Annotated in this window: 25 protein-coding genes; 5 read left to right on the top strand and 20 right to left on the bottom strand. The window is 56.7% G+C overall.

The window, feature by feature from the left end:
• Position 1: 1 nt before the first annotated feature.
• The 5 genes from ACVDG4_RS15665 to ACVDG4_RS15685 all read right to left on the bottom strand — a co-directional run bounded on the left by ACVDG4_RS15665 (position 2) and on the right by ACVDG4_RS15685 (position 4,516).
• Complete coding sequence (locus tag ACVDG4_RS15665) at positions 2 to 703, bottom strand: ABC transporter ATP-binding protein (protein WP_447235764.1); 702 nt, start codon at positions 701 to 703, stop codon at positions 2 to 4.
• Positions 690 to 1,472, bottom strand: a complete 783-nt coding sequence (locus ACVDG4_RS15670) for an ABC transporter ATP-binding protein (RefSeq protein ID WP_447235765.1) — start codon at positions 1,470 to 1,472, stop codon at positions 690 to 692. Before ACVDG4_RS15670 ends, ACVDG4_RS15665 begins: the two co-directional genes overlap by 14 nt.
• Complete coding sequence (locus ACVDG4_RS15675; RefSeq protein ID WP_447235766.1) at positions 1,472 to 2,428, bottom strand: branched-chain amino acid ABC transporter permease; 957 nt, start codon at positions 2,426 to 2,428, stop codon at positions 1,472 to 1,474. Before ACVDG4_RS15675 ends, ACVDG4_RS15670 begins: the two co-directional genes overlap by 1 nt.
• Positions 2,429 to 2,431: 3 nt before the next feature.
• Entirely contained in the window at positions 2,432 to 3,304 is an 873-nt protein-coding gene (locus ACVDG4_RS15680; RefSeq protein ID WP_447235767.1) for a branched-chain amino acid ABC transporter permease, read from the bottom strand.
• 72 nt (positions 3,305 to 3,376) lie between these two features.
• Positions 3,377 to 4,516 carry an ABC transporter substrate-binding protein gene (locus ACVDG4_RS15685; protein WP_447235768.1) on the bottom strand — a complete coding sequence of 380 codons (1,140 nt, stop codon included), beginning with the start codon at positions 4,514 to 4,516 and terminating at the stop codon, positions 3,377 to 3,379.
• Positions 4,517 to 4,946: 430 nt separating this feature from the next.
• Here ACVDG4_RS15685 and paaG point away from each other — a divergent pair, with 430 nt between their 5' ends.
• From paaG to ACVDG4_RS15705, 4 genes are all read left to right on the top strand, one after another.
• On the top strand, positions 4,947 to 5,741 hold the full coding sequence (gene paaG, locus ACVDG4_RS15690; protein ID WP_447235769.1) for a 2-(1,2-epoxy-1,2-dihydrophenyl)acetyl-CoA isomerase PaaG: 795 nt from the start codon (positions 4,947 to 4,949) through the stop codon (positions 5,739 to 5,741).
• Between the two features lies 1 nt (position 5,742).
• A complete protein-coding gene (paaI, locus tag ACVDG4_RS15695; protein ID WP_447235770.1) occupies positions 5,743 to 6,189 on the top strand; it encodes a hydroxyphenylacetyl-CoA thioesterase PaaI in 447 nt (148 codons plus the stop codon).
• Positions 6,190 to 6,224: 35 nt separating this feature from the next.
• Positions 6,225 to 7,535: a phenylacetate--CoA ligase PaaK gene (gene paaK / locus ACVDG4_RS15700; RefSeq protein ID WP_306147612.1), complete on the top strand. Its 1,311-nt coding sequence runs from the start codon at positions 6,225 to 6,227 to the stop codon at positions 7,533 to 7,535.
• A 131-nt stretch (positions 7,536 to 7,666) separates the two neighbouring features.
• A complete protein-coding gene (locus ACVDG4_RS15705) occupies positions 7,667 to 8,266 on the top strand; it encodes a TetR/AcrR family transcriptional regulator (protein WP_133951805.1) in 600 nt (199 codons plus the stop codon).
• A 50-nt stretch (positions 8,267 to 8,316) separates the two neighbouring features.
• Here ACVDG4_RS15705 and paaZ read toward each other — a convergent pair whose 3' ends face one another.
• The 8 genes from paaZ to pcaF all read right to left on the bottom strand — a co-directional run bounded on the left by paaZ (position 8,317) and on the right by pcaF (position 16,257).
• On the bottom strand, positions 8,317 to 10,371 hold the full coding sequence (gene paaZ / locus ACVDG4_RS15710; protein ID WP_447235914.1) for a phenylacetic acid degradation bifunctional protein PaaZ: 2,055 nt from the start codon (positions 10,369 to 10,371) through the stop codon (positions 8,317 to 8,319).
• Between the two features lie 29 nt (positions 10,372 to 10,400).
• The gene (locus ACVDG4_RS15715) at positions 10,401 to 11,180 is read right to left on the bottom strand and encodes a Phenylacetic acid catabolic protein (RefSeq protein WP_447235771.1); all 780 of its coding nucleotides are present in this window, start codon (positions 11,178 to 11,180) and stop codon (positions 10,401 to 10,403) included.
• Positions 11,170 to 12,246, bottom strand: a complete 1,077-nt coding sequence (gene paaE / locus ACVDG4_RS15720) for a 1,2-phenylacetyl-CoA epoxidase subunit PaaE (protein WP_447235772.1) — start codon at positions 12,244 to 12,246, stop codon at positions 11,170 to 11,172. Before paaE ends, ACVDG4_RS15715 begins: the two co-directional genes overlap by 11 nt.
• Positions 12,247 to 12,269: 23 nt before the next feature.
• Entirely contained in the window at positions 12,270 to 12,791 is a 522-nt protein-coding gene (gene paaD, locus ACVDG4_RS15725) for a 1,2-phenylacetyl-CoA epoxidase subunit PaaD (RefSeq protein WP_447235773.1), read from the bottom strand.
• An 11-nt stretch (positions 12,792 to 12,802) separates the two neighbouring features.
• Positions 12,803 to 13,621 (bottom strand): 1,2-phenylacetyl-CoA epoxidase subunit PaaC, encoded by an 819-nt coding sequence (gene paaC / locus ACVDG4_RS15730; protein WP_447235774.1) that lies wholly within the window; start codon positions 13,619 to 13,621, stop codon positions 12,803 to 12,805.
• Positions 13,621 to 13,908 carry a 1,2-phenylacetyl-CoA epoxidase subunit PaaB gene (gene paaB / locus ACVDG4_RS15735; protein ID WP_040450973.1) on the bottom strand — a complete coding sequence of 96 codons (288 nt, stop codon included), beginning with the start codon at positions 13,906 to 13,908 and terminating at the stop codon, positions 13,621 to 13,623. Before paaB ends, paaC begins: the two co-directional genes overlap by 1 nt.
• Before the next feature lie 29 nt (positions 13,909 to 13,937).
• Positions 13,938 to 14,936, bottom strand: coding sequence for a 1,2-phenylacetyl-CoA epoxidase subunit PaaA (gene paaA, locus ACVDG4_RS15740; RefSeq protein WP_447235775.1), 999 nt, complete (start codon positions 14,934 to 14,936; stop codon positions 13,938 to 13,940).
• Between the two features lie 115 nt (positions 14,937 to 15,051).
• Positions 15,052 to 16,257, bottom strand: a complete 1,206-nt coding sequence (gene pcaF, locus ACVDG4_RS15745) for a 3-oxoadipyl-CoA thiolase (RefSeq protein ID WP_447235776.1) — start codon at positions 16,255 to 16,257, stop codon at positions 15,052 to 15,054.
• 328 nt (positions 16,258 to 16,585) lie between these two features.
• On the opposite strand from pcaF, the gene ACVDG4_RS15750 reads away from it, so the two are divergent.
• A complete protein-coding gene (locus ACVDG4_RS15750; protein WP_306147620.1) occupies positions 16,586 to 17,266 on the top strand; it encodes a GntR family transcriptional regulator in 681 nt (226 codons plus the stop codon).
• Between the two features lie 85 nt (positions 17,267 to 17,351).
• Here ACVDG4_RS15750 and ACVDG4_RS15755 read toward each other — a convergent pair whose 3' ends face one another.
• The 7 genes from ACVDG4_RS15755 to ACVDG4_RS15785 are packed head-to-tail and all read right to left on the bottom strand — an operon-like array spanning position 17,352 to position 23,263.
• On the bottom strand, positions 17,352 to 18,221 hold the full coding sequence (locus ACVDG4_RS15755) for a dioxygenase family protein (protein ID WP_447235777.1): 870 nt from the start codon (positions 18,219 to 18,221) through the stop codon (positions 17,352 to 17,354).
• Positions 18,222 to 18,231: 10 nt separating this feature from the next.
• Positions 18,232 to 19,539, bottom strand: a complete 1,308-nt coding sequence (locus ACVDG4_RS15760; RefSeq protein WP_133951788.1) for a TRAP transporter large permease — start codon at positions 19,537 to 19,539, stop codon at positions 18,232 to 18,234.
• A complete protein-coding gene (locus tag ACVDG4_RS15765; protein ID WP_209174642.1) occupies positions 19,536 to 20,096 on the bottom strand; it encodes a TRAP transporter small permease in 561 nt (186 codons plus the stop codon). The genes ACVDG4_RS15760 and ACVDG4_RS15765 overlap by 4 nt, the downstream gene beginning before the upstream one ends.
• A 29-nt stretch (positions 20,097 to 20,125) precedes the next feature.
• Positions 20,126 to 21,211: a C4-dicarboxylate TRAP transporter substrate-binding protein gene (locus ACVDG4_RS15770; protein WP_447235778.1), complete on the bottom strand. Its 1,086-nt coding sequence runs from the start codon at positions 21,209 to 21,211 to the stop codon at positions 20,126 to 20,128.
• A gap of 28 nt (positions 21,212 to 21,239) precedes the next feature.
• Positions 21,240 to 21,698 carry an OsmC family protein gene (locus tag ACVDG4_RS15775; protein WP_447235779.1) on the bottom strand — a complete coding sequence of 153 codons (459 nt, stop codon included), beginning with the start codon at positions 21,696 to 21,698 and terminating at the stop codon, positions 21,240 to 21,242.
• Positions 21,699 to 21,704: 6 nt separating this feature from the next.
• The gene (locus ACVDG4_RS15780) at positions 21,705 to 22,385 is read right to left on the bottom strand and encodes a malonic semialdehyde reductase (protein ID WP_286190067.1); all 681 of its coding nucleotides are present in this window, start codon (positions 22,383 to 22,385) and stop codon (positions 21,705 to 21,707) included.
• Positions 22,382 to 23,263 carry a fumarylacetoacetate hydrolase family protein gene (locus tag ACVDG4_RS15785; RefSeq protein WP_447235780.1) on the bottom strand — a complete coding sequence of 294 codons (882 nt, stop codon included), beginning with the start codon at positions 23,261 to 23,263 and terminating at the stop codon, positions 22,382 to 22,384. Before ACVDG4_RS15785 ends, ACVDG4_RS15780 begins: the two co-directional genes overlap by 4 nt.
• Positions 23,264 to 23,323: the final 60 nt, after the last annotated feature.

Raw genomic sequence — 23,323 nt, forward strand, 5'->3', positions numbered from 1 at the left:
TTTAAATCCCAAGATAGGCTTCTCGGATGCGCGGATCGGCGATCAGTTCATCGGAGGGACCGGAAAGCGTGATCCTGCCGGTTTCCATGACATAACCTCGATCGGCGATCTTGAGAGCGCCAAAAGCGTTCTGTTCAACCAGCAGAACGGTCACTTCCTTTTCCCTCAAGGACTTCACCACATCGAAGATTTGCGCGACCAATAAAGGCGCTAGACCCATCGAAGGTTCATCCAGCAATAGACAATGCGGCCGCCCCATCAAGGCACGGGCAATCGCCAGCATCTGTTGTTGCCCACCTGAAAGGCCACCCGCTGCCAGGTTCCGCTTTTCCCGCAGGATTGGGAACATCTGGAAGGCGTCCTCCATATCCTTTTCGACCCGATCATCGGTGAAAAGAAACGCGCCGAGACGCAGATTTTCTTCCACCGTGATGTTCGTGAAAATCTGGCGCCCCTCCGGCGATTGCGACAATCCGCGTTTCAAACGCTTGTAGGCTGGCACGGTTGTCAGCACATCGCCGCGAAACCGGATGTCACCGCCGGTGACGGCTTGCGTCCCGGACAAGCATTTCAGCAAGGTGGTCTTGCCCGCTCCATTTGCGCCGACCACAGTTACGATCTCCCTAGATGTTACCTCCAGATCGATCCCGTGCAGCACCTCGATATGACCATAGGCCGATCGCAGGCCCTCAACCGTCAACATGGGTGGGCTCCTCTTCCGTACCGAGATAGGCGGCAATCACATCCGGGTTCCTGGAGACGTCCTCCGGCGTGCCTTCAGCGATCTTTTCGCCGTGATCCAGCACCACGATGTGATTGGAGATCCGCATCACCATTTTCATATCGTGCTCCACGAGCAGGATCGCGATGCCGGATTTGGCGAGCTCCGCAATCAGCTCATCGATCTCGTCTGTCTCGACCGCATTGCAGCCTGCTGCAGGTTCATCCAGCAGAAGAACCTGCGGACCAACAGCCAAGGCACGCGCAATCTCAAGGCGCTTGAGCGCGCCATAAGAAAGGTTCCCGGCCTCTTCCTCGGCAGCCTTTGACAGATGCACCTTTTCAAGAAGCAGCAGCGACTGTTCGCGCACTTCCGCAGACCGCCGCCGGGCAGAGGGGAGCGACAACAGATCAGCCCAAACGGACGGATTTTCCGTCAGATGAAATCCGGCGACCACATTTTCCAGAACCGTCATTTCCTGAAAAATCTGCAGGTTCTGAAAAGTCCGTGTTAGCCCCTTTTCCGCGAGAAGGTGCGGAGCCTTGGCGGTCACGTCCGCCCCGTTCAGTTTCACGTGACCCGCATCCGGCAAATAGACACCGGAGATCATGTTGAAGAGGGTTGTTTTGCCAGCCCCGTTTGGTCCGATGACCGATACGATTTCACCCGGTTTGACCGAAAACCCGACATCGTTCACCGCCCGGAGCCCGCCGAAACTGATGCCAAGGCCGCTGATTTCGAGAATGCTCATCAGACACCCCTCCATCTGATACGCGCTGCAAGAGACGGCAAAAGGCCAAGCGGCAGGAAGATCATCACCAGGATCATAACGAGGCCGAGCACCAGATGCTCATAGTCGTGGAACACGGTCAGAATCTGCGGCAAGAGCGTCAGAACAGCCGCGCCGAATGTTGCACCGAGGACCGAGCCGACACCACCGAGTACAGCCATGGTGACCATTTCCACCGAGTGCATGAAACCCGCGACATCCGGTGTAATGAAACCGTTCTGCAAGGCCAGAAGCGAGCCGCCCACCGACGCGTAGACAGCTGAGATGATGAACGCTTGCAGCTTGAAACGCGCGACATCAATGCCGACGGTTTGTGCTGCAGTCTCTGACCCGTGCAGGGCCCGCATCGCCCGCCCGGTCGCGCTCTGGTAGAGATTGAGTGCAATCCAGATCCCGATCAAAAGCGCGGCCGCATTAAAGATGTACCAGAATTCGCCACCGGACAGACGAAGCCCCATGTCCCTGAGGATTGGACGCAGACCAAGACTTGGAACGGACATTCCATCCGGGCCACCGGTCAATCCGCGTTCATTGGAGAGCACCATGGAGACCAGAATGCCAAATCCAAGCGTTGCAACGCCGAGATAGTAGCCCTTCAAGCGCAGAATTGGGCGGCCGATCAGAAGGGCGAGCACGGCAGAAATCGCAGCGCCGAGCAGAATGGCCAGGACCGGCGGGATGCCGAGATGTACCGGTGCCAAGGCGCAGGCGTATGCGCCAATCCCGGCGAACCCCGCGTGCCCCAAACTGATCTGTCCGGCGTATCCGATCAGGATCACCAAGCCGACCACGGATAGAGCATTCACGAATACAAGCGCGCCAACACGATAGTAGTATCCGGACGGGAAAAAGGCCGGCAGGATGACAATGATTGCGGTCAGGATGGCGAGCTGAATCCATTTGTTTTTGAGTGTCATCACCTAGACCCTTTCTGTCGTCTTTTGACCGAAAAGGCCCTGTGGCATGACAAAAAGCACAGCAAGGATCACGACAAAGGCGACCGCTTCCTTGTACTGGGAGGAGATGTATCCAGCCGTCAGGGCTTCAAACAGGCCGAGCAGCAACCCGCCGACCAAAGCTCCCTTTGGATTGCCCATGCCACCGAGCATTGCAGCCGCAAACCCTTTAAGGGCGAGGCCGACACCGACGTCATAGCTCACCAGCGTGATTGGTGTGACCAGAACACCGGCAAGCGCGCCGATGGCCGCTGACAAGGCAAAAGACAAGGTCATGACAAAACCGGTGTTGATGCCCACGAGCTGTGCGGCCAGCCGATTGTTCGCGGTTGCCAGAACTGCTTTGCCCAAAAGCGTACGCGTGAAAAACAGCCACAGCGCTATGAAAATCGCAATTGCTCCGCCAATCACCCAAAGGCTCTGCGGCAGCAAAGTTGCGCCGAGAAGATGGATCGGATCATCCCCGGAGAACGCTGGCAGACGATGCAACTGCTTGTCGAACAGGACCTGTGTCGCACCGCGGATCAGGATCGAGGCCCCGATGGTAATGATGATCAGGGAGACAACCGGCGCGCCCCGCGCAGGCTCGATCGCGAACTTGTTCAGCGCTACACCAATGGCTGCTGTTGCCGCGATTGCAATCAAGGCCGCCAAGGGCAACGGCAACCCGGCATCGAAGGCGAACACCGTAATCATGCCGCCGAGCATGACGAATTCGCCCTGGGCGAAGTTCACCACATCAGAGGCGTTGTAGATGATGGTAAAGCCAAGCGCGACAAGGGCGTAGACCGCGCCGACGGTCAAGCCGGAAAAGACGAACTGCATCAATGCGTCCATCGACGTCTCCTAAGCGGGATTTTGGGTGCAAGGTTGGAAGCCGGACTTGTTGCCCGGCCTCCGAAAATGGCGTCAGTCGATCGAAGTCCACTTGCCGCCGCGAATTTCCAGCATGCGGAACGCACTAAGATCGAGCCCCAGGTGATCATCCGGGCTGAAAGTGTAGGTGCCGGTCGTGCCGACCATGCCGCTGGTTGCTTCAAGAGCATCACGGATCGCACTTGGATCCGAGCTGCCTGCACGGGCCATTGCATCCGTCATCAGCCGGAAGGCATCATGCGCATAGCCGCCAAAGGTCGAAACCGCTTCGCCGTATTCTTCCTCGTACGCAGTCTTGTAAGCGATCACCACTTCCTTCTGCGGATCCCCCTCTTCCATGATGTCTGCAATGAGAAGCGCGGTGCCTGGAAGACGCACACCTTCAGCAGCCTCCTTTCCGGCCAGCTCAATGAAACCATCGGAGGCAACTCCATGGCTTTGGTAAAGCGGCAGATCAATCCCAAGTTGGGCAAAGTTCCGGGTGACGATGGCCGGCCCCTGACCAAAGCCCGGATTCAGAACGGCCTCAACACCATCGGTAGACTTGATCTTGGTAAGCTGCGGGGTCATGTCAGCGTCCTGACGGGAGTAGGTCTCTTGCACCAGGATCTCGACACCATAGTTGCCAGAAACGTCAGCGCATTGGGCTTCCATCGACGCGCCAAATCCGCCGGTGCCGGAAATCATTCCGATCTTGGTGATGCCGTTCTTCTGCATATCCGTGAAGATCTTCTCACAGGCCATGCGGTCGGTATGCGGTGTCTTGAAGACATACTCGCGCACCGGATCAATGATTTGGATTGCACCAGCGAGTGAGATGAAAGGAATGCCCTCATCTTCGGCAACCGACAGGATGGACATGGTCGTACCCGTCGTGGACCCACCGATGATGGCAACAACTTCATCATCTTCTACCAGCCGCGTTGCAAAGGTGCGCGCCTTGTTCGGATCCCCGCCATCATCGTAAATCACCAGCTCGATCTTCTCGCCGTTGATCCCGCCCTTGGCGTTGAGATCATCAACAAGCATGTAAAGGGTCTTTGCTTCCGGGTCGCCAAGGAAGGCAGCAGGCCCAGACGCGGACAGGCTGGCACCCAACTTGATGTCGGCGGCGGCGCCTGTGACTGTTCCCAGAACCATCAAGGTGGCGAGAGCTGTATTGGTAACTTTCATGATTTCCTCCCAGAGTGTGAAAATTCCGAAGTGACGGGCAGCCGGGGTCAGCTGCTGTGAGAGCTCCGGTCAGTGATGCGACGAAAGCGGCTGAGGTGAGCAAATGCTCTGCCGGCCACGCTTTGCTGATCATTGCGGATCGAATTGGAGACGCCGGTTGACCTGGGTTTTGCCGGGCGGGGCAGCGGAATGCTGTGTCGGTTTGCCGGTTTAGAAAACACTGAAACCAACATTCGAACGCTCTGGTCCCCGATCACCGAGAACGCAGCGCTCAACATTCGGTAATGCCGGCCAAGCAGTTTTGGCATAATGTCTCCTCCCAAGTCCGTAACGAGCGTTACGCCTCAGTTCTTATAATTGACCGACCGGACGGTTTATGCAACGATTTGTTTTGTCGGCATCGTAATAAAATGATGTCAGGGAGAGAAAAATGTCGAAAAATCAGACTGTTATTTCAGAAATAAACAACGGCGTTTTGAAGCTAACCCTCAATCGCCCGGACAAACTCAACTCGTTTAACGAGGAAATGCACCTGTCATTTCGCGCAGAAATTGAGCGTGCTCATTCTGAAAAAGCAGTTCGCTCGGTGTTGTTGACAGGGTCCGGGAGGGGCTTTTGTGCCGGGCAGGATCTGGGCGATCGGGACCCAAGAAAAGGCGGCGAGCGCTCCGATCTCGGACATACGATCGAGACCTTTTACAATCCGACCCTGCGTCTGATCCGCAGCTTGGAAAAACCAATCATCTGCGCGGTGAATGGCGTGGCGGCCGGTGCGGGCGCAAACATCGCCCTTGCCTGTGACATCGTTCTGGCGGCACGCTCGGCAAAGTTTATCCAGGCCTTTTCCAAGATAGGACTGATCCCGGATGCCGGCGGCAGCTGGTCTCTGCCCCGCATTCTAGGAGAACCACGTGCTAAAGCGCTCGCCCTCCTTGGGGAACCGCTACTGGCCGAACAGGCCGAAAGCTGGGGCCTGATCTGGAAAACGGTCGATGATGCTGCTCTGCTTGAAGAGGCGACCGCACTGGCTGAGAAGCTGGCTGCCGGCCCTACCGTCGGACTGGGCCTCACCAAACGTCTCATCCAGGCCGCCGCCGACCAGGATCTCGACACGCATCTCGACATGGAGCGGGATTGCCAGCAGACAGCAGGCTTCACCGACGATTATGCTGAAGGTGTAATTGCGTTTTTGGAAAAACGCCCTGCACGGTTCCGCGGTGAATGACATGAAACACATATCTGAACTCAGCCCGCAGCAGCTGGCAGAAACCTGTGCCAAGCTGATGTGGGAGGAGGACAACGCCTCTCAGAAGCTCGGCATGAAACTGCTTCACGTGGCGCCAGGCGAAGCAGATATCTCCATGACCGTGACGAAGGACATGACCAACGGCCATGGCAACTGTCACGGCGGCTATATCTTTGCGCTGGCCGACAGCGCCTTCGCCTTTGCCTGCAACACGTACAATCAAGTCACCGTCGCCCAGCACTGTTCGGTCACCTACATCGCACCGGGCAGTCTGAACGATCTCTTGACCGCCTCGGCACGTGAGGTCTCCCGTACCGGACGCTCCGGCATTTACGACATCAGCGTAGCCCGTGGCGACGGAACCGTAATCGCCGAATTTCGCGGCCACTCCCGCACTATCAACCGCACCTTTTTGCCAACAGAATAACTGCCGGCCTGACCAGCACCTTGTGGAGGAAACACATGATCGATCTCACACCGGATCGCGCCACTCTGGACCCCATCGAAATTGCAAGCCGTGACGAGATTGCAGCCCTTCAGGAAAAGCGCCTCGCCTGGACGCTGTCCCACGCCTACGACAACTCTTCGTTCTTCAAGATGCGCTTTGATGAACACGGCGCGCATCCGGGTGATTTCAAAACTCTGGCAGACATGGCGAAATTTCCCTTCACCGTGAAACAGGATCTGCGCGACACCTATCCGTTCGGCATGTTCGCGACACCGCGTGAAGACCTCGTCCGGATCCATGGTTCCTCCGGCACCACAGGCAAACCCACGGTGGTCGGATACACCGCCAATGACATTTCCAACTGGTCAGATCTGATTGCCCGCTCCATCCGCGCAGCCGGGGGGCGCAAAGGCAACATCCTGCACAATGCCTATGGTTATGGCCTCTTCACCGGCGGGCTTGGCGCCCACTATGGTGCGGAAAAACTTGGCTGCACGGTCGTCCCGATTTCCGGTGGCATGACAGAGCGTCAGGTCACTCTGATCGAAGACTTCAAGCCGGACGTCATCATGGTGACGCCGTCCTACATGCTGTCCATTTTGGACGAATACCGGCGCCGTGGCCTCGACGCCCGTCAAAGCTCGCTGAAGGTTGGCATTTTCGGCGCAGAGCCGTGGACAAATGCCATGCGACAGGAAATCGAACAGGCCTTCGACATGCATGCCGTCGACATTTATGGCCTCTCGGAAATCATGGGCCCTGGCGTTGCCCAAGAGTGTGTTGAGACCAAGGACGGCCTCCATGTTTGGGAAGACCATTTCTATCCGGAAATCATCGATCCGGTGACGGAAGAGGTCCTGCCAGACGGTGAGATGGGTGAATTGGTCTTCACGACACTGACCAAGGAAGGCCTGCCGATGGTCCGCTACCGGACCCGCGACCTGACCCGCATCCTGCCAGGAACTGCCCGCTCCATGCGCAGAATTGAAAAAATCACCGGTCGCAGCGACGACATGATCATCCTGCGCGGCGTCAATGTTTTCCCGACCCAGATCGAGGAGCAGATCCTGAAATGTGAAGGTCTTGCGGCGCATTTCCATATCGAGCTCGTCCGTTCTGGCCGCATGGATGCGATGATCGTTCATGGAGAAGCGATGCCGGATGCCAGCAGCAGCGAGGCAAGGGAAGCGTCGGCCAAAGAGCTGGCACACCACATCAAATCAACAATCGGGATTTCTTCAAAAATCGAGATCCACGAACCGGATAAACTGCAGCGCTCAGAAGGCAAAGCCAAGCGGGTTATCGACAACCGGCCCAAGGACTGAATCAGTCGTCGCTTTTCTATCCCCAATGAGTTGAAGCCGGCCAGGCATTGGTCGGCTTCGCTCTACATTGACTTAAAAAAGGCATTGAGTTGCTATGGCGGCACCGTGTCAAGAAATGGAGCTCCAAACACATGGCGAGAACCCGCGCCAATGATTTTGAGGAAAAACAGCATGGCCTTCTGCTGACGGCAGCCAATGTCTTCGCAACACAAGGCATGGAGAAGGCCTCCATGGCGCAGATCGCTCAGGAAGCCGGCGTTTCAAAATCCCTGCTCTATCACTACTACCCGTCGAAAGACGCGCTGATTTTCGAGATCATCCATTCTCACTTGGCAATCCTCGACAAGGCACTGGAGGAAGCTGACGATCCGACCCTACCACCGGAAGACCGGCTGCAAACTCTCGTGATGACCGTCCTTGATTCCTACCGGGGAGCAGACGATCAGCATAAGGTGCAGCTCAATGCCGGCCCAGCGTTGTCGGACGAACAAAAGAGTGAAATCGTCGCAATAGAGCGGCGCATTGTCCGGCACTTTTCAAATGCCTTGAAAGACATCCATCCGCACCTCGACACACCGGACCGGCCCCTCCTGATGCCAGTGACAATGTCGCTCTTCGGCATGATGAACTGGGTCTACATGTGGTTCAAAGAAGGTGGGCCGATTTCGCGCGAAGACTACGCCAAGGTAGCCACCACCTTGATCCTGGAAGGCGTCAAGGCCGTCCGCTGAATGGCTTGCCGGTCACGCTTCACCAGCTGACCGGCAACACCACATGGTTTTTATGCCGCCTGCGGCCAGGTCTTGGCGACCATGGTCAGTACGTCGTATTGCGCGACGACTTCGTCCTTCTGGTTGGTCACCTGGCAATCCCAGCGCACCTCGCCGTGGTCGGCGTTCTCGCGCGGATTGATTTCCTTGCATGTAAGCCGGACTTTCAGGCTGTCGCCGAAGTAGACCGGCGTCAGGAACCGGAGATTGTCGACGCCATAGTTGGCGAGAACCGGACCCGGCTCCGGATCCACAAACAGACCTGCAGCGAAGGACGCGATCAGATACCCATGGGCGACCCGATCCTCAAAGAACGGATTTGCCTTGGCCGCTTCGCTGTCCATATGCGCGTAAAAGGTGTCACCGGTAAACTCTGCGAAATGTTCAACGTCTTCCAGCGTTACTTCGCGTGCCTTTGTGGCAATCTGATCGCCAATCTTGAGCTCGGCAAGCGATTTGCGGAACGGATGGACGTCGGTGCGCACAGATGCTCCATCGACCCATTGCCCGGTCACCGCGGACAACATTTCCGGTGTGCCCTGAATAGCAGAGCGCTGCATGAAGTGCTTCACACCGCGCATGCCGCCCATTTCTTCGCCGCCACCTGCCCGGCCCGGGCCACCGTGAACAAGCGGTGCCAATGGTGAGCCGTGTCCTGTAGAGGATTTCGCGGATCCGCGATTGCCGATCAACACGCGACCGTGGAAAGGCGCAAGACCAGTGACCACGTCATGAACCAGCGCCCTATCATTGGAAAACAATGATGATGCAAGCGAGCCCCGGCCTTTGCGGGCCAGCTCAACGGCTTCCTGATTGTCTTCGTAGGACATCACGGTCGCAACCGGTCCGAAGGCCTCAACGGAGTGGACGATCTCAGCGTCGAGCGGCTTGGCGCAGTGCATGAGTACAGGCGCCATAAAGGCACCGCGATCTGCTTCTCCGGAAATCAGATCAACCGTGTCCAGCGACCCGGACACAATCTCCGCTTCCGTCGCCAGTTCGGCGACCTTTGCCTTGACGCCATCGCGGTCCTTCAGGGAGACGATTGCACCCATACGTACGGCCTCATCATCCGGCAAACCGACTTTCGTCTTGGAAAGCCGAGCAGAAATGGCTTCGACGGCTGCCTGCTCGTGCATCTTTGGCACGATGATCCGGCGAATGGCCGTACACTTCTGGCCCGCCTTCACAGTCATCTCGTTTGCGACTTCGCGAACAAAAAGATCGAACTCGTCCGTCCCGGGACCAGCATCCGCACCCAGAATGGACGCGTTCAGACTGTCGGCTTCCATTGTAAAGCGAACAGAATGCTTCAGGATCGCGGGACTAGATTTCAGCTTTTGGCCGGTGGATGCGGAGCCGGTGAAGGTGACCACATCCTGTTCATTGACATGATCCAGAAGATCACCGGCTGACCCGGTCACGATCTGCAGCGCGCCTTCTGGCAAGACGCCGGTTTCCAGCATCCGCCGAACCACCAATTCTGTCAGATAGGCGGTTTGCGAGGCCGGTTTGACGATGCACGGCATGCCGGCGATCAGGGACGGTGCGATCTTTTCCAACATTCCCCAGACCGGGAAGTTGTAGGCATTGATGTGCACGGCAACGCCGATGAAAGGCAAGAGAATGTGCTGGGCGACAAAGGATCCATCACGGGACAGGACTTCCACCGGTCCTTCTGTTAGAACCCTGGTGTTCGGCAGTTCGCGGCGGGCCTTGGAGGCGAAGGTCAGCATCGTGCCGATGCCTCCTTCAATGTCGATCCAGCCGTCCCGGCGCGTTGCACCGGTCGCAAAGTTTTCCAGATAGAACTCTTCCTTGAGTTCCATCAGCTTCAAACCGACGGCCTTCAGCATCAAAGCCCGTTCGTGGATCGTCATGGCTCTTAGCGCAGGTCCACCTTTGGCCCGCCCCCACGCAAGCGCTGCCTTAAAATCGAGTCCCTCGGTCCCGATCAGCGCGTGAACGTTTCCGGTGGCAGCATTCAACAGAGGTTGGCCTTCGCCGTCTCCGCGGCGCCAGGCGCCTTCCACATAGCTTTGCAAACGGCGCGCCGTCGTCCCCATGGCCATTCTGGATTTCCCTTTATGTTTTTTTATCTGGTGAGCTTCATTTCGATAAGCCGCTGGTTTGCGTCAGCTTGCCATGCGGCTCGAAGCGTCTCGTTATCTGTCTGGCGCAGCCCCATCTGCTTAAGCCGGTCAAACCGCTCCGACTTGGCCGGACCAAATGTTTCAGAAACCTTGGGCAACCAATAGGCAACAGACGACAGCGCTTCATCGCGCGTTGCCTCGTCGGCAGCCAGAACCTGAAGCCCCTCCAGGCCGAGTTCCATGTGACGCTGTTCCCGCGGCAAGATCTTGCGGAACACTTCTCCAAGTGGCTGGTAAGAGGTTTGGCTGAGGTCCTTGAGCTGGTGGACGGTCGCCAGCCCCATCAGGAAGTTCATGACAACAGCGTCTGTCCAGCCTTGCAGCGGGTAATGAAACACCGACAGGCGCATATCTCCGCCCTGGCGTTTTGCATCCACCTGTGCATCCCGCGGCTGACGGGCGGACCACGAGTGCGCCTTGTTATAGAGCGCCTTGTCGGTCCCAAAGTCGCTCATCAGGTCCAGAACCTGTTCGGCGTGGTCGACCTTTTCCAGCGTGATCCGGCTTGCCGCAATCCGCTCTTTCAAGCCCGGCGCCAAATTGATGGCGTCGGCGAAACCAGCAGACCCGGCAAGTTCACTGTCGACGAAGGACGACATCAGACGCAGGAGTTCGGCGCGGTAGCGCGGCGGGACGTTGTTTGGCGACGTCAACTTGCCGCCCCGGGCTAGGTAATCGGCCAAGGGCATGGTGTCTTCGTCCAGAACGGCTTCATTCGTCATAGCTGATCACCACCTTGTCCGAGACCGGGATGCATTGGCAGGAGAGCACGTAACCTGCGCGGACTTCATAGTCCTCCAGCGCATGGTTCACTTCCATCTCCACCTCGCCTTCAATGACCTTTGCCCGGCAGGTGGAGCACACCCCGGCCTTGCAAGAATAGGGCGCGTCCATTGAATTCGCGATGGCCGCCTCAAGCACTGAGTTGCCGTTTTTCTCCATCTGGAAATTCCGCGTGCTGCCATCGAGAGTGACCGAGACCTCGCATGTCCCGGCACCTGCCGCAGCTGCTTGCGACAGGGCGCGCGCTTTTGCCCGGCCGGGCTGGGAAGAGGCAAACAGTTCGAACCGTATCTGTTCGTCGGCAAGGCCGTGTTTGCGCAGGCTGTCCGCAATGGTCAGCATCATCGGCTCCGGGCCGCAGATAAAAGCCGTATCGACCTCCTCGGCGTCGACCCACAGACGGAACAGAAGGTCCATCTTTTCCGAGTCGATCCGGCCGGTGAAGAGATCGATGTCCTGGGTTTCCGTTTCCAGAATATGGATCACCGAGAAACGGCCAAGATAGGTGTTCTTTAGATCTTCCAGTTCCTCGCGGAACATGATTGAGCTGGTCTGACGATTGGCGTAAATCAGCGTAAATGTGCTCTTTGGCTCGCGCGCCAGAACCGTCTTGATGATCGAGAGGACCGGTGTGATGCCTGACCCACCGGCAAAGCCGAGATAGCTTTTAGCTTTCTCCGGCTCCAGTTCGGTAAAGAACCGGCCCATTGGGGGCATGACATCAAGGCGGTCGCCAACTTTCAGCTCTTCATTGGCCCAGGTCGAAAACGCTCCGCCCTCAACCCGTTTGATCCCGACCTTCAGGCATCCGTCATCCTTGCCCGCGCAGATCGAATAGGATCGGCGCAACTCCTCACCGTCGAAGTCGCGGCGAAACGTCAGGTACTGCCCCTGAATGAAGTCAAAAGCGTCTTGATCTGCGGCGTCGGGCTTCAGCGTGACCACAACGGCATCGCGGGTATCGCGGCGGATATCGGTAACTTGTAGCGGGTGAAATCGTGCCATAGGCGAAACCCTCCTCCTGGGTGTCAAATGCACTTGAAATAATCGAACGGTTCCAGACAGTCCTTGCAGCGCCAGGCGGCCTTGCACGGTGTCGACCCGAACTGGCTGACCCGCTCGGTGTGAGCTGAGCCGCATCTTGGGCAGGGAACCACGAGATTTGTCTGGCCGGACAAGCGGGCCGCCTTCGCGCCCATGCCATCGGCAGCGGTTCCGTCGATCGGCGGCGCAATGCCAAACTGTTTCAGTTTCTCACGCGCTTCAGGCGTCACCCAGTCAGTTGTCCAGGGCGGTGAGAGGCGGCGTTCCAGACGCACATTCTCCATGCCCTTTTCGCGCAGCTTGTCCTCGATCATCAGATCGATGACAGCCGTTGCAGGACATCCCGAATAAGTCGGGGTGACCGCCACCACGAGAGTATCGCCGTCATAACGAACATCGCGGACAATACCGAGCTCGGTGACCGAGACAACGGGGATCTCCGGATCCGGGACTTCGGCAAGCCAGTCCCAGACTTGCTCAGCCGAGGTGGTTTGAGGTGCGGGCATGGCGGACTTTCCTACCAGCTCGCGCCCGGGTAGGCGCGTTGCAGGAACTGCATCTCCGCAAGGATGTACCCAAGATGCTCAGTATGCCGGCCCTGCTTGCCGCCCTTATGAACGAAACCAGCTGTCTCGGGCGCTTTCAGCGTCGCCTCATCCAGGATCTCACGCACGGAAGTTTCCCAGTCCGCTTTCAGATCCTCTGGTTTCGGCGCAATACCGGCTTCAGCTACAGCCGCATCCAGTGCATCACCTTCAAACATCTCGCCCGTGTAAGGCCACAAGAGGTCCAGGGCGTCCTGCATTTTGCGATGGCTTTCCGGCGTCCCGTCGCCCAGGCGCACAACAAGATCAGATGCCCGCTCCAGGTGATAGCTCACTTCTTTCAAAGTTTTTGCGGCAATTTCGGCAACGCGCGGGCTCTTGGAGTTTTCTGCAAGCCAGGAGAGTAAAAGATGATGATGGGCGTCGAACAGGAACTCCCGCATCACCGTGACGGCCATGTCCCCCTTCGGAAGCTCAACGAGCAAGACATTGCGGAACTTGAAGGCATCGCGCAGATAGGCGAGCTTGTCCGCGTCGCGCCCCTCACCTTCAACCTCGCCTGCAAGACCAAGCCACATCTGCGTGTGGCCGATCAGATCGAGCGCGGTGTTCGCGAGAGCGATGTCTTCTTCCAGAACCGGGCCATGACCGCACCATTCGGACGTCCGGTGACCAAGAACCAGAGCGTTGTCTCCCATGCGGCAGAGCCATTCAAAGAAGGCCGGTTTCAGCGCAGCATCTGAAACGAACGGATCGTGAGCTGCACCGGAAGCTATGGTTTGATCGCTCATCACATTTTCCCCACTTCTTCCGGAATATCGAAGAAGGTCGGATGGCGGTATGTCTTGCTTTCAGCCGGATCAAAAAGCGGGCCTTTTTCGGATGGGCTGGACGCTGTGATCTCCTTGGACGGCACCACCCAGATGGAAACACCTTCCTTGCGGCGGGTGTAGACATCCCGGGCGTGGTTGATCGCCATCTCCGCATCCGGTGCATGCAGGCTACCGACATGACGGTGGTTCAGGCCATGTTGACCGCGGATAAACACTTCCCAGAGCGGCCACTCTTTCTTGCTCATGACTGTCTCTCCCTCAATCGTCTTGTCGGTTACTCTGCGGCCACGGAGGCCGCCTGACGGCGGTCTGCCGCCTTGTCGGCATAAGCGTTCAAGCCATCGCGGAACCACTCGCCTTCATCCCAGGCCTTGACCCGGGCTTCCAGCCGTTCTCGGTTGCACGGACCATTGCCCTTGATCACTTCAAAGAACTCGTTCCAATCCGGCTCGGCGAAGTCGTAACCCTGCTTCTCCTCGTTCCAGGCGAGTGTTTCGTCCGGAACGGTCAGCCCGAGATACTCGGCCTGCGGCACGGTCTCGTTAACGAACTTCTGGCGCAATTCATCGTTGGTGTTGATCTTGATCTTCCAGGCCATCGATTGGGCGGAGTGGACGGAATCCTTGTCGGAGGGACCAAACATCATCAGCGACGGGTACCAAAACCGGTTCAGGGCATCCTGTGCCATTTCCTTCTGCTCCGGCGTGCCGAAGGCCATCTTCATCATTATGGAATAGCCCTGACGCTGGTGGAAACTTTCCTCCTTGCAGATCCGGACCATCGCCCGGGAATAGGGCCCGAAGGATGTCCGCTGCAGCGGCACCTGGTTCATGATCGCCGCGCCATCGACCAACCAGCCGACCGCGCCCATATCGGCCCAGTTCAGTGTTGGGTAGTTGAAGATCGACGAGTACTTCATCTTGCCGGAATGTAGAGCCTCAAACAGCTCGTCCCGACTAACGCCCAGTGTCTCGGCCGCCGAATAGAGATAAAGCCCATGCCCGGCTTCGTCCTGAACCTTTGCAAGGAGAATAGCCTTGCGCTCAAGGGTCGGTGCACGGGTAATCCAGTTGCCTTCCGGCAGCTGGCCAACGATTTCGGAATGCGCATGCTGACCAATCTGACGGATCAAGGTCTTGCGGTAGCCTTCCGGCATCCAGTCCTTCGGCTCTATCTTTTCACCGTTATCGATCCGCTTTTGGAAAGCCTGCTCTTCGGGCGACATTTCCTCGCGGGACTTCAGTGCGTCAGACTTTACAAGCTGTGCGTACATGCCATTTCCTCCAACTGTGCCGGACTTACGTCCAGCGCGTTCCGTTCAGGCTTTCCTCAAAGCGACCGGCTTTCTTCGAAGCTGCCAACGCCGTCCCGAGCCCTTCAAATCCAATCTACACCCGCTCCAGAACGAGCGCGATCCCTTGACCAACACCGACACACATGGTGCAAAGCGCATACTGCCCACCGGTCCGCTGCAGCTGGTTGGCGGCGTGCAGGACCAGCCGCGATCCACTCATGCCAAGTGGATGGCCAATGGCAATAGCCCCGCCGTTGGCATTCACGTGGGGTGCATCATCGGGCAAACCGAGCTCTCGCAAAACTGCAAGCGACTGGGATGCAAAGGCCTCATTGAGTTCGATTACATCCATCTGTTCAAGCGTCAGCCCAGCGAGGCTCAGAACCTTTCGCGTCGCCGGCACTGGCCCAATGCCCATAACTCGCGGCGGAACGCCGGCTGCCGCCATTGCAACAATGCGGGCATTGGGCGTCAGCCCATTCGCTCTTGCGGCTTCTTCCGAAGCGATCAGCGCTGCAGCGGATCCATCGTTGACCCCGGACGCATTTCCAGCCGTCACTGTCAAATCAGGCGCGTTTACGCCACGCAGTTTTGCCAAGGCCTCGACACCTGTGCCCGGTCGCGGATGTTCATCCGTAACAACGACAATCGGATCGCCTTTGCGTTGTGGGATCGAAACCGGAACGATTTCATCCTTAAAAACCTCAGCTTCCTGCGCTGCGGCCCATCGGCGCTGGCTTTCCGCTGCAAACTTGTCCTGGTCCTCGCGGGAGATCTTGTAGTCCTCCGCCACATTGTCCGCCGTCTCCGGCATTGAATGCGTGCCGAAAGCCTTTTCCAGTTTCTTGTTCTTGAACCGCCAGCCAATAGTGGTGTCATACATCTCGGCATTGCGCGAAAACGCGGTCGTTGCTTTGCCGACAACAAACGGTGCCCGGCTCATGCTTTCAACACCGCCCGCAAGCATCAACTCAGCATCTCCTGCCCGGATCGCGCGGGCGGCCATGCCGATGGCATCCATCCCGGATCCACAAAGCCGGTTCACTGTTGTGCCAGGAACGGAGACCGGCAACCCGGACAAAAGCACAGCCATACGGGCAACATTGCGGTTGTCTTCGCCAGCCTGATTGGCACAGCCGAGGATCACATCAGCAACAGCCTCCCAATCGACATTAGGGTTGCGCTCCTTCAGGGCCTGGAGAGGAATCGCTGCCAGATCATCTGCACGTACTGGAGACAGGGCTCCGCCATACCGGCCGATAGGCGTGCGCACGGCGTCGCAGATGAAGGCATTTGGCATTTGTCTCTCCCATTTCGCGATCAATCAGGCATTCGCCGACCGATCGGTCAGCGTTGTATACCATTAAAGCATCACACTTAGAACTATTTTTTGAAAAAAATGTGATACTTTGAATTTTATAACTGTCTTTCAGCCACTTAAATCAAACACCGATTTGTTCGGTACGGCTCACAGAACGGTTTGGACGGGCGTCCAGATACGACTGTGGCACCGAACCACGTTATGCGGCAGAACTCTCGGGAATTTGACTGATGATTTACGTATAAGCACGTAGGTTTAAGCAAGAAATAACTGGCATTTTTGCAAAAAAATCGATATTATCACACTCATGAATATTCAGCCTCATATCGACCCGGCTCAAGAGCCGTCTGCCACCCAGCGCGCCTATCTCGCGATACGGCAGATGATTCTGACCGGAGAAATCCCGCCCGGCGAAAAACTGAAAATCGAAAACCTGCGCAAGAAGCTGGATATGGGCGGTTCACCGATCCGCGAGGCTCTGACCTTGCTTGTATCGGACCTTCTAGTCGAAAGACTGGATCAACGTGGCTTTCGGAGTGCGGAGGTTGGCCGGGAAAACTTTGCCGAAATCCTGAAACTCCGGTGCCATCTGGAAGAGATGGCGCTGCGGGAAAGCATTGCCCATGCCGATCAGGCCTGGGAAGACAACCTGGTCATCAGCCACCACCGGATGATGCGCGAACCTCGCAACAATGTTGAGCGGTTCGAAGACCTGCACAAGACGTTCCATATGAACCTTCTCGCAGCCTGCACCTCGAAGGTTCTCCTGAAATTCTGCAATCAGCTCTATGATCTCAATATCCGCTACCGCTATCTGGCCGGCAAGGCATTGGACTACTCAACTCGCGATATCGGTAGTGAACACACGGCGATTATGAATGCAGCTGTCGACCGCGACACAGAAACCGCATGCCATCTCTTGCTGGATCACTACCAGCGCACTGGTGCTTTTTTGGAAAGACTCTTCACCTCCGAAGCCGCCGAGTAGAGAGCAAAATCAGCTCTCAAAGAGAGGGTCAGGTGTAAAAAAGGCGGGCCAAACGACCCGCCTTCGTATTGTCTGGCTGCAGAACTTATTCCCGGACCAGAACCAGGTCGAAGTCCGCCAGAAGATAGGGCCCGTCCACCTCACCGGAGAGTTCAAAGCCGTCTGTCGGGAAGCTCCCTGCTGGCTTCTCGACATAGGTCATCACAAGATCTTCACGCACGCCGAACACGGTGTCCTCGTCCAGATACGGATCATCATCTGGAAAAATCTCTGTAACGAGCGGTCGGAACCCCGGAGCCGTAACAATGTAATGAAGGTGTGAAGGGCGCCACGGATGGCGTCCGCTGGCCCGAAGGATATCGCCAACCGGGCCATCGCTCGGAACCGTGTAACTCACCGGCTTCACAGACGTGAACGCATAACGGCCATCTGCGCCCGTGGTTTGGATCCCGTGGAAGGAGTAAGTGTCCTGATCCGGGTCCTGACTGGAGTACAGACCATTCGGTGCCGTCTGCCAGATATCAAGTTCGGCACCCTCAATGGGATTTCCGTCCATGTCCCGCACGATGCCTTGGGCGAGCAGGACTTGTTCCTTGAAATCACCACGCAGATCCCCGCCAATCGGAAGCGGTGGAGACCCCGTAATATGGAACGGCCCAAGCACGCTGGAAGACGTGCCCTCAGGATGAGAGTGCAGCATGTCAACCAGCGAGGAGAGGCCAAGAACATCGGACAAAAGCACAAACTCGTGCCGTTCCTTGTCTGAAATATCTCCGGCCCACTCGAGGAACTCGATGCCCTTGCGCCATTCGGCATGGGTGAGGTTCGTCTCCCGGGCAAAGTTATGCAGATGGGTGACAAGGCTCTGCAATATCTCTCTGAGGCGCGGATCCGTATCCGGCCCGAAATAGTTCATGAAGACGTCAGTTATGTTGTCTTTGGTGACGCTGCGCATGGAGCTCCCCTTAGTTTAAGATGGCCAGGCTCAAGGACGGCCAGCGGATCAGAGCGATTAGAACGATCAGCATCACAAGCGCGAAGGGAAACGCGCCGATGAACACATCCTTCAAAGAAATCCTAGGGTCGTTGAGCGTTGCCTTGATCACAAAACACGAAATTCCGAGTGGCGGAGTTAGAAGCCCGATTTCCGCGCCGACCACTGTCACAATGCCGAACCAGACAAGGGACATACCCATCGGTTCGACCAGCGGCAGGAACAAGGGCACCACGATGAGAATGATCGATGCGGTATCGAGAATGGTGCCAAGGAAAATCATCATCAGCACATAGATCACCATGACCCAGAAGAAGGTCATTTGCGTTTCCGTAAGGAGATCTCCGAGCTCATTCGGCAAGCCTGCGAGACCGAGCATCCGACTGTAGATCGATGCGGCAGTGATCAAGAACAGAATAGACGCCGTGATGTGACCGGTTTCCAAAAGCGCTTGCCACAGCGACTGCAATGTCAGCTTTTTACGGAACGCAGCGATCAGCAATCCAAGAAGAGATCCTGCCGCACCTGCTTCAACCGGAGTTAGCCATCCAGTGTATATCCCGCCGAGAACCGCAACGATCAACAAGAGCGTTGGAATGGTTTTGTCCGCAATTTCCAGAGGGCTCATCCACTCTGTTTCATCCGACGTACGACCACCGACATACTTTGGCGTGAAACGTCCCATCAAGAAGATCGCAACAACGTAAGCGGCTGCCAACATTAAGCCCGGAACAACACCGGCAAGGAACATATCGCCGACGCTTTGCTCCGCGACGAAGGAATAGATGATCAACATTGCCGATGGCGGAATGATCATCCCAAGGACCGACGACCCTGCCACCACCCCTACTGCGAAACGCGGGTTGTAGTTGAAGGCGAGCATTTGCGGCACGGAGACCTTGGAAAAGACCGAAGCAGAGGCAATGGATGATCCAGTCACCGCAGCAAAGACCGCATTGGCACCGACGGTCGCCATGCCGATCCCGCCCTTGACCCTCCGGAATCCGGAATTCATGACCTGATAAATATCGGCCCCAAGCCCTGCCTTGGAGACGATCAAACCCATGAATGTGAAGAGTGGCACGGTGGCGAAAGTGTATTCCATCACACTGTCGCCAATGGCAATTTTCAAAAGGTTGATCGCGAGATCGAAGTTGTCCCGCATCAAGATGATGGAAACAAAAGACACCAGACCGAGCGCGATCGGGATATAGACGCCGAGATAGACGAGAACGACGATCGCGACGACGGACAGGGTACCGATTTCAAAAGGGGTCACGTCTTGTCCTTTGCCTCGTCCGGCAAACGTGTCTGGCCAAAGCCCTGATCACGTTTGAGAACCCTCAAAACAAACAGCACGGCACAGAGGAACGCACTAAGATAGATGGCCAGCTTGATCGGCCACCAAGGGGCCGTGAAGATACCGGGGACACCGAAGAAGTCTTTTGTTTCGTACATTTCGACGAACTCAGGCCAAATCGCATAAGCAACTAAAGCCATGAACACCGCCGATGCAAAGTCGATAACCCTGCGGATCGTGTCAGCCAGTTTTGGCCGGGTTGTTCCCAAGATCGTCAGAAATCCATCGGAACGCGTGAGCCGGCTCATCCGAACAACATCAGGCAACTGCAGGAAGACGATCAGAACCATCGAGAACTGAACGACTTCCACGGCACCCCGAAATGGCGCGTTGAAGAAGCCACGCGCCACCACATCGTAATTAACCACCAGAACCAGACCGAGGACGATCAGGGTGCCAACTGCGTTAGCGCCGATCGCTACCCAGTTGGCTGCTGTTGCCAAGGCCTTGAGGCCGGTGTCCAGAAGACGCAGCATAGAGCTAATCCTGTACTCAAGCCTGCGGCTTACTGCGTCAGTTCCGCGGACCAGTCCCGGACCGGGGTATGACCAGCTTCCTTAAGTTTGGCCGTATAGGACTTCAACATGTCACTGCCTGGCTCGCCTTTTGTGTCGAGATCTGCAGCCCATTCGACTGCGATATTCGGCATGTTTGCGGCCCATTGTGCACGTTCAGCCGGGTCCATCTCGACGATCGTACCACCGGATTCCACATAAGCGGCACGGCTTGCTTCAGCGCGGTCCATGGCTACACCGGCCACGTGATCGCGATAAGCAACAGCCACGTCCTGTAGCACTTCTTTGACTTCATCCGGGAGTTTGTCCCAGTAGTCCTTATTCACGGTGATTGTTTTGGAATTCACCGCGCCGAGATCCGCTTTGAGCATATACGGTGCCACTTCAGCGATCTTGAAGGTTTTGGCAGCTTCCGGCCACAGCATCGCGTTGTCGACCAGTCCGGTTTGCAGCATATTGTAGAAGTCCGTCAGACCACCGCGCACACCAGCGGCATTGTCGAGACCTTCCAGGTACCGCAAGTTCATGCCTGCACCGGCAACCTTGGATCCGCTTAAGTCAGATAGCGAGTCGATCGGCTCCTTGGAAAACACCTGGTAAGTGTCGAGCACCACGCCCGTTGCCAGATAGACCTGGTTTTGAGCCTCAAACTCCTTCTGCATGGTCGGGTATTCCTTGGCGATCTCGTCAACCGCTTTGGCAACAGCCCGGGCATCCGGCGCAATGAACGGTGTCACGGCGGACAAAGCCTGGCTTGGCAACTTGGATGAATGGAAGATCGTGGTGACAATCCCGATGTCGCCCAGGCCGAGCTTAACGCCCTCAAGAACGCCTTTCGGTTTGACGATTGACCCACCATAGCTCTCTTGCCAGTCGATCTTGTAATTGCCTTTTTCAGCTAGGCGTTTGTCGACTTCAGGAATGAAGAAGTTTGTGAACTCCTTGACCCACATCGCACGGGCCGGATATCCATCAATCACAACCGCCTTGATGGTTTCGGTCGCAAAAGACGGCATTGCAGTTGCGCTCAACGCGGCAAGAGCGATTACGCTCCGTCTGGTCAGTTTTCCGATCATCACATTTCCTCCCAAAACATCAGAGACCTCAGGCTTTGGCCCAAGTTGTCTCCATTGAGGTCCCCGACTGTTCAAACAGTTTGGACAGGGGACAGTACTTGGCGACTTCAGATCCGACGCGGTCGAGCTCCTCTTGCGAGACCGAACCATCGCTGGTCACCACCTGCCGCAACGCGACAAAGGGAACGTCGATCTCCTCCTCAAGAGTGACGCCCCGGCGATCGAATTCGCAGGTAATTTCGATTGTCAGGTGACCGATGTCGGCCCCCAGTTTGCTGGCACACTTGTGCCCGATTACATTTGTACAACCCGCCAGAGCGGCCAATGCAGCTTCTGTTGGCGCTGGTCCCAAGTTTGTGCCACCCCGCGCCTCCGGTTCATCGATCTGAAAGGTCAAGTCGCGTACGGAAACGTCTGTCCGTGAATTGCTGATGCCTAGCCCTTTGGCACGAAGCTTGACGACTGTTTTTTCTCTCAAGCTCGGCATGCGGCCTCACAAGAACTTGCAGGCGGTCTCAAACGGCAACCGCGGCAGTTTTTGGAACAACGCACTCTCATCCGCATATCCAAGATTACACAAGAAGTTCGATTTCAACGTCGTGCCAGCAAAAAACTCCTCATCGACTATCTTGTTTGAAAAGCCGGACATGGCTCCCACATCAAGACCAAGTGCCCGTGCAGCGATCATGAAATAGGCGCCCTGCAACGTCCCGTTCCGGAATGCGGTCGTCTCGGAATGTTCAGGCTTGCCTTCAAAATGCGGCCGCCGGTCCTCGTGCGGAAACAGGAATGGCAGCTCTTTCCAGAAGTCCAGATCATGGGCAATGATCACAGCCACCGGTGCCGACATCATCTTGTCGATGTTCTTGTCCTTGAGCGACTTGGCCAGCCGCTCCTTTGCAGCCTGGCTCTCGATGAAGAAAAACCGCGCCGGACAGGTGTTCATGCTCGTTGGACCTGCAGCGGTGATCTCGTAAAGCAATTCAAGCGTGTCACGGGACACTGGCTTGTCCTGCCAGGCATAATGCGAACGCGCCTGGCGCAGGATCAGATCAATGCCGTCATCATCAAGTTTCGCAACCCTTTCGCGCAGGGACCGGACCACATCCTGGGCCTCAGCACGCAAGGTTGCCAGAGCTTCTCCAACCGGTGCTTGCGACGCTGCCATAGTCATTCGGCGGCCTCCGTCGCGCGCATGTCTTCTTCAGCGACAATCGGATTTGCACAAACACCTATGCCTTCGATTTCGACTTCAACCACTTCGCCCGGCCGCAACCAGCGCTGAGGCGTCTTCGCGTGCCCCACGCCAGGGGGTGTCCCCATGGCAAGGTAATCACCCGGCTCCAGGGTCGTATATTCAGAGATGGTAGAGATCGTACGGGCCACGCTCCACAGCATGTCGGACGTGGTCGCGCTTTGCAAAATTTCGCTGCCGACCCGGCTTTCGATCTTCAAGCCTTCAGCGCCCTTTGGCAGCTCGTCAGGCGTCACAACAACTGGACCCACGGGACCAGTTCCGTCAAAGTTCTTACCAGGCGTCCATTGATGGGTTTTGCGCTGATATTCGCGAACCGAACCGTCGTTGAAAAGCGTGTAACCGAAGACGTGATCCAACGCGCTGTCTTCACTGATATGCCGGCCGCCTTTGCCGATGATCACCATTAGTTCGGCTTCATAATCGAGCTGCTCGGAACAAGAAGGACGCACCATGGGCGCCCCGGCGGGGATCATTGACGTCATCGACCGCATGAAGAGCGCCGGATAGGTCGGCACGTCGTAACCGCCTTCCTTGATATGATCGACGTAATTCAACCCAAGGCAAATAATCTTGCCGGGTGCGGCCACAGGCAATTCCGGCGCAATCGCGGACAGATCAAAACTGGCAACTTCGTCTTTTTTGGCCACCAGTTCCGAAATATCCGCTGCGCCGGAAATCAAACCCATCAGATCGTGGCCAACTTTGCGGTTCAGTGCCGTCAAATTCCAAGCCTTTTGACCTTCGACCAGATAAACGCCCTGACCTCCGGGTCCGGTTCCCACAATGAAGCGCATGATTTCCTCGGTGTTAACGAATACCACCTCACTTTGACGACGTTTTTTTAGTTTGTCAAA

Source organism: Roseibium sp. MB-4, from assembly GCF_053005265.1.

What these genes read in the sequence shown, in the direction of transcription:
- ACVDG4_RS15755 (WP_447235777.1), bottom strand. Translation starts at nt 18,221, where the DNA reads ATGCGCAGCGTCACCAAAGACAACATAACTGACGTCTTCATGAACTAT.
- ACVDG4_RS15770 (WP_447235778.1), bottom strand. Translation starts at nt 21,211, where the DNA reads ATGATCGGAAAACTGACCAGACGGAGCGTAATCGCTCTTGCCGCGTTG.
- ACVDG4_RS15675 (WP_447235766.1), bottom strand. Translation starts at nt 2,428, where the DNA reads ATGACACTCAAAAACAAATGGATTCAGCTCGCCATCCTGACCGCAATC.
- paaC (WP_447235774.1), bottom strand. Translation starts at nt 13,621, where the DNA reads ATGAGCGATCAAACCATAGCTTCCGGTGCAGCTCACGATCCGTTCGTT.
- paaK (WP_306147612.1), top strand. Translation starts at nt 6,225, where the DNA reads ATGATCGATCTCACACCGGATCGCGCCACTCTGGACCCCATCGAAATT.
- ACVDG4_RS15780 (WP_286190067.1), bottom strand. Translation starts at nt 22,385, where the DNA reads ATGACTATGGCAGCGTCGCAAGCACCGGTTGGAGAAGCTCTGGCAACC.
- pcaF (WP_447235776.1), bottom strand. Translation starts at nt 16,257, where the DNA reads ATGCCAAATGCCTTCATCTGCGACGCCGTGCGCACGCCTATCGGCCGG.
- paaI (WP_447235770.1), top strand. Translation starts at nt 5,743, where the DNA reads ATGAAACACATATCTGAACTCAGCCCGCAGCAGCTGGCAGAAACCTGT.
- ACVDG4_RS15670 (WP_447235765.1), bottom strand. Translation starts at nt 1,472, where the DNA reads ATGAGCATTCTCGAAATCAGCGGCCTTGGCATCAGTTTCGGCGGGCTC.
- ACVDG4_RS15705 (WP_133951805.1), top strand. Translation starts at nt 7,667, where the DNA reads ATGGCGAGAACCCGCGCCAATGATTTTGAGGAAAAACAGCATGGCCTT.
- ACVDG4_RS15685 (WP_447235768.1), bottom strand. Translation starts at nt 4,516, where the DNA reads ATGAAAGTTACCAATACAGCTCTCGCCACCTTGATGGTTCTGGGAACA.
- ACVDG4_RS15750 (WP_306147620.1), top strand. Translation starts at nt 16,586, where the DNA reads ATGAATATTCAGCCTCATATCGACCCGGCTCAAGAGCCGTCTGCCACC.
- paaB (WP_040450973.1), bottom strand. Translation starts at nt 13,908, where the DNA reads ATGAGCAAGAAAGAGTGGCCGCTCTGGGAAGTGTTTATCCGCGGTCAA.
- paaZ (WP_447235914.1), bottom strand. Translation starts at nt 10,371, where the DNA reads ATGGGGACGACGGCGCGCCGTTTGCAAAGCTATGTGGAAGGCGCCTGG.
- ACVDG4_RS15785 (WP_447235780.1), bottom strand. Translation starts at nt 23,263, where the DNA reads ATGCGCTTCATTGTGGGAACCGGACCCGGAGGTCAGGGCGTTTATCTG.
- paaE (WP_447235772.1), bottom strand. Translation starts at nt 12,246, where the DNA reads ATGGCACGATTTCACCCGCTACAAGTTACCGATATCCGCCGCGATACC.
- ACVDG4_RS15680 (WP_447235767.1), bottom strand. Translation starts at nt 3,304, where the DNA reads ATGGACGCATTGATGCAGTTCGTCTTTTCCGGCTTGACCGTCGGCGCG.
- paaD (WP_447235773.1), bottom strand. Translation starts at nt 12,791, where the DNA reads ATGCCCGCACCTCAAACCACCTCGGCTGAGCAAGTCTGGGACTGGCTT.
- ACVDG4_RS15765 (WP_209174642.1), bottom strand. Translation starts at nt 20,096, where the DNA reads ATGCTGCGTCTTCTGGACACCGGCCTCAAGGCCTTGGCAACAGCAGCC.
- ACVDG4_RS15775 (WP_447235779.1), bottom strand. Translation starts at nt 21,698, where the DNA reads ATGCCGAGCTTGAGAGAAAAAACAGTCGTCAAGCTTCGTGCCAAAGGG.
- ACVDG4_RS15715 (WP_447235771.1), bottom strand. Translation starts at nt 11,180, where the DNA reads ATGACGAATGAAGCCGTTCTGGACGAAGACACCATGCCCTTGGCCGAT.
- paaA (WP_447235775.1), bottom strand. Translation starts at nt 14,936, where the DNA reads ATGTACGCACAGCTTGTAAAGTCTGACGCACTGAAGTCCCGCGAGGAA.
- paaG (WP_447235769.1), top strand. Translation starts at nt 4,947, where the DNA reads ATGTCGAAAAATCAGACTGTTATTTCAGAAATAAACAACGGCGTTTTG.
- ACVDG4_RS15665 (WP_447235764.1), bottom strand. Translation starts at nt 703, where the DNA reads ATGTTGACGGTTGAGGGCCTGCGATCGGCCTATGGTCATATCGAGGTG.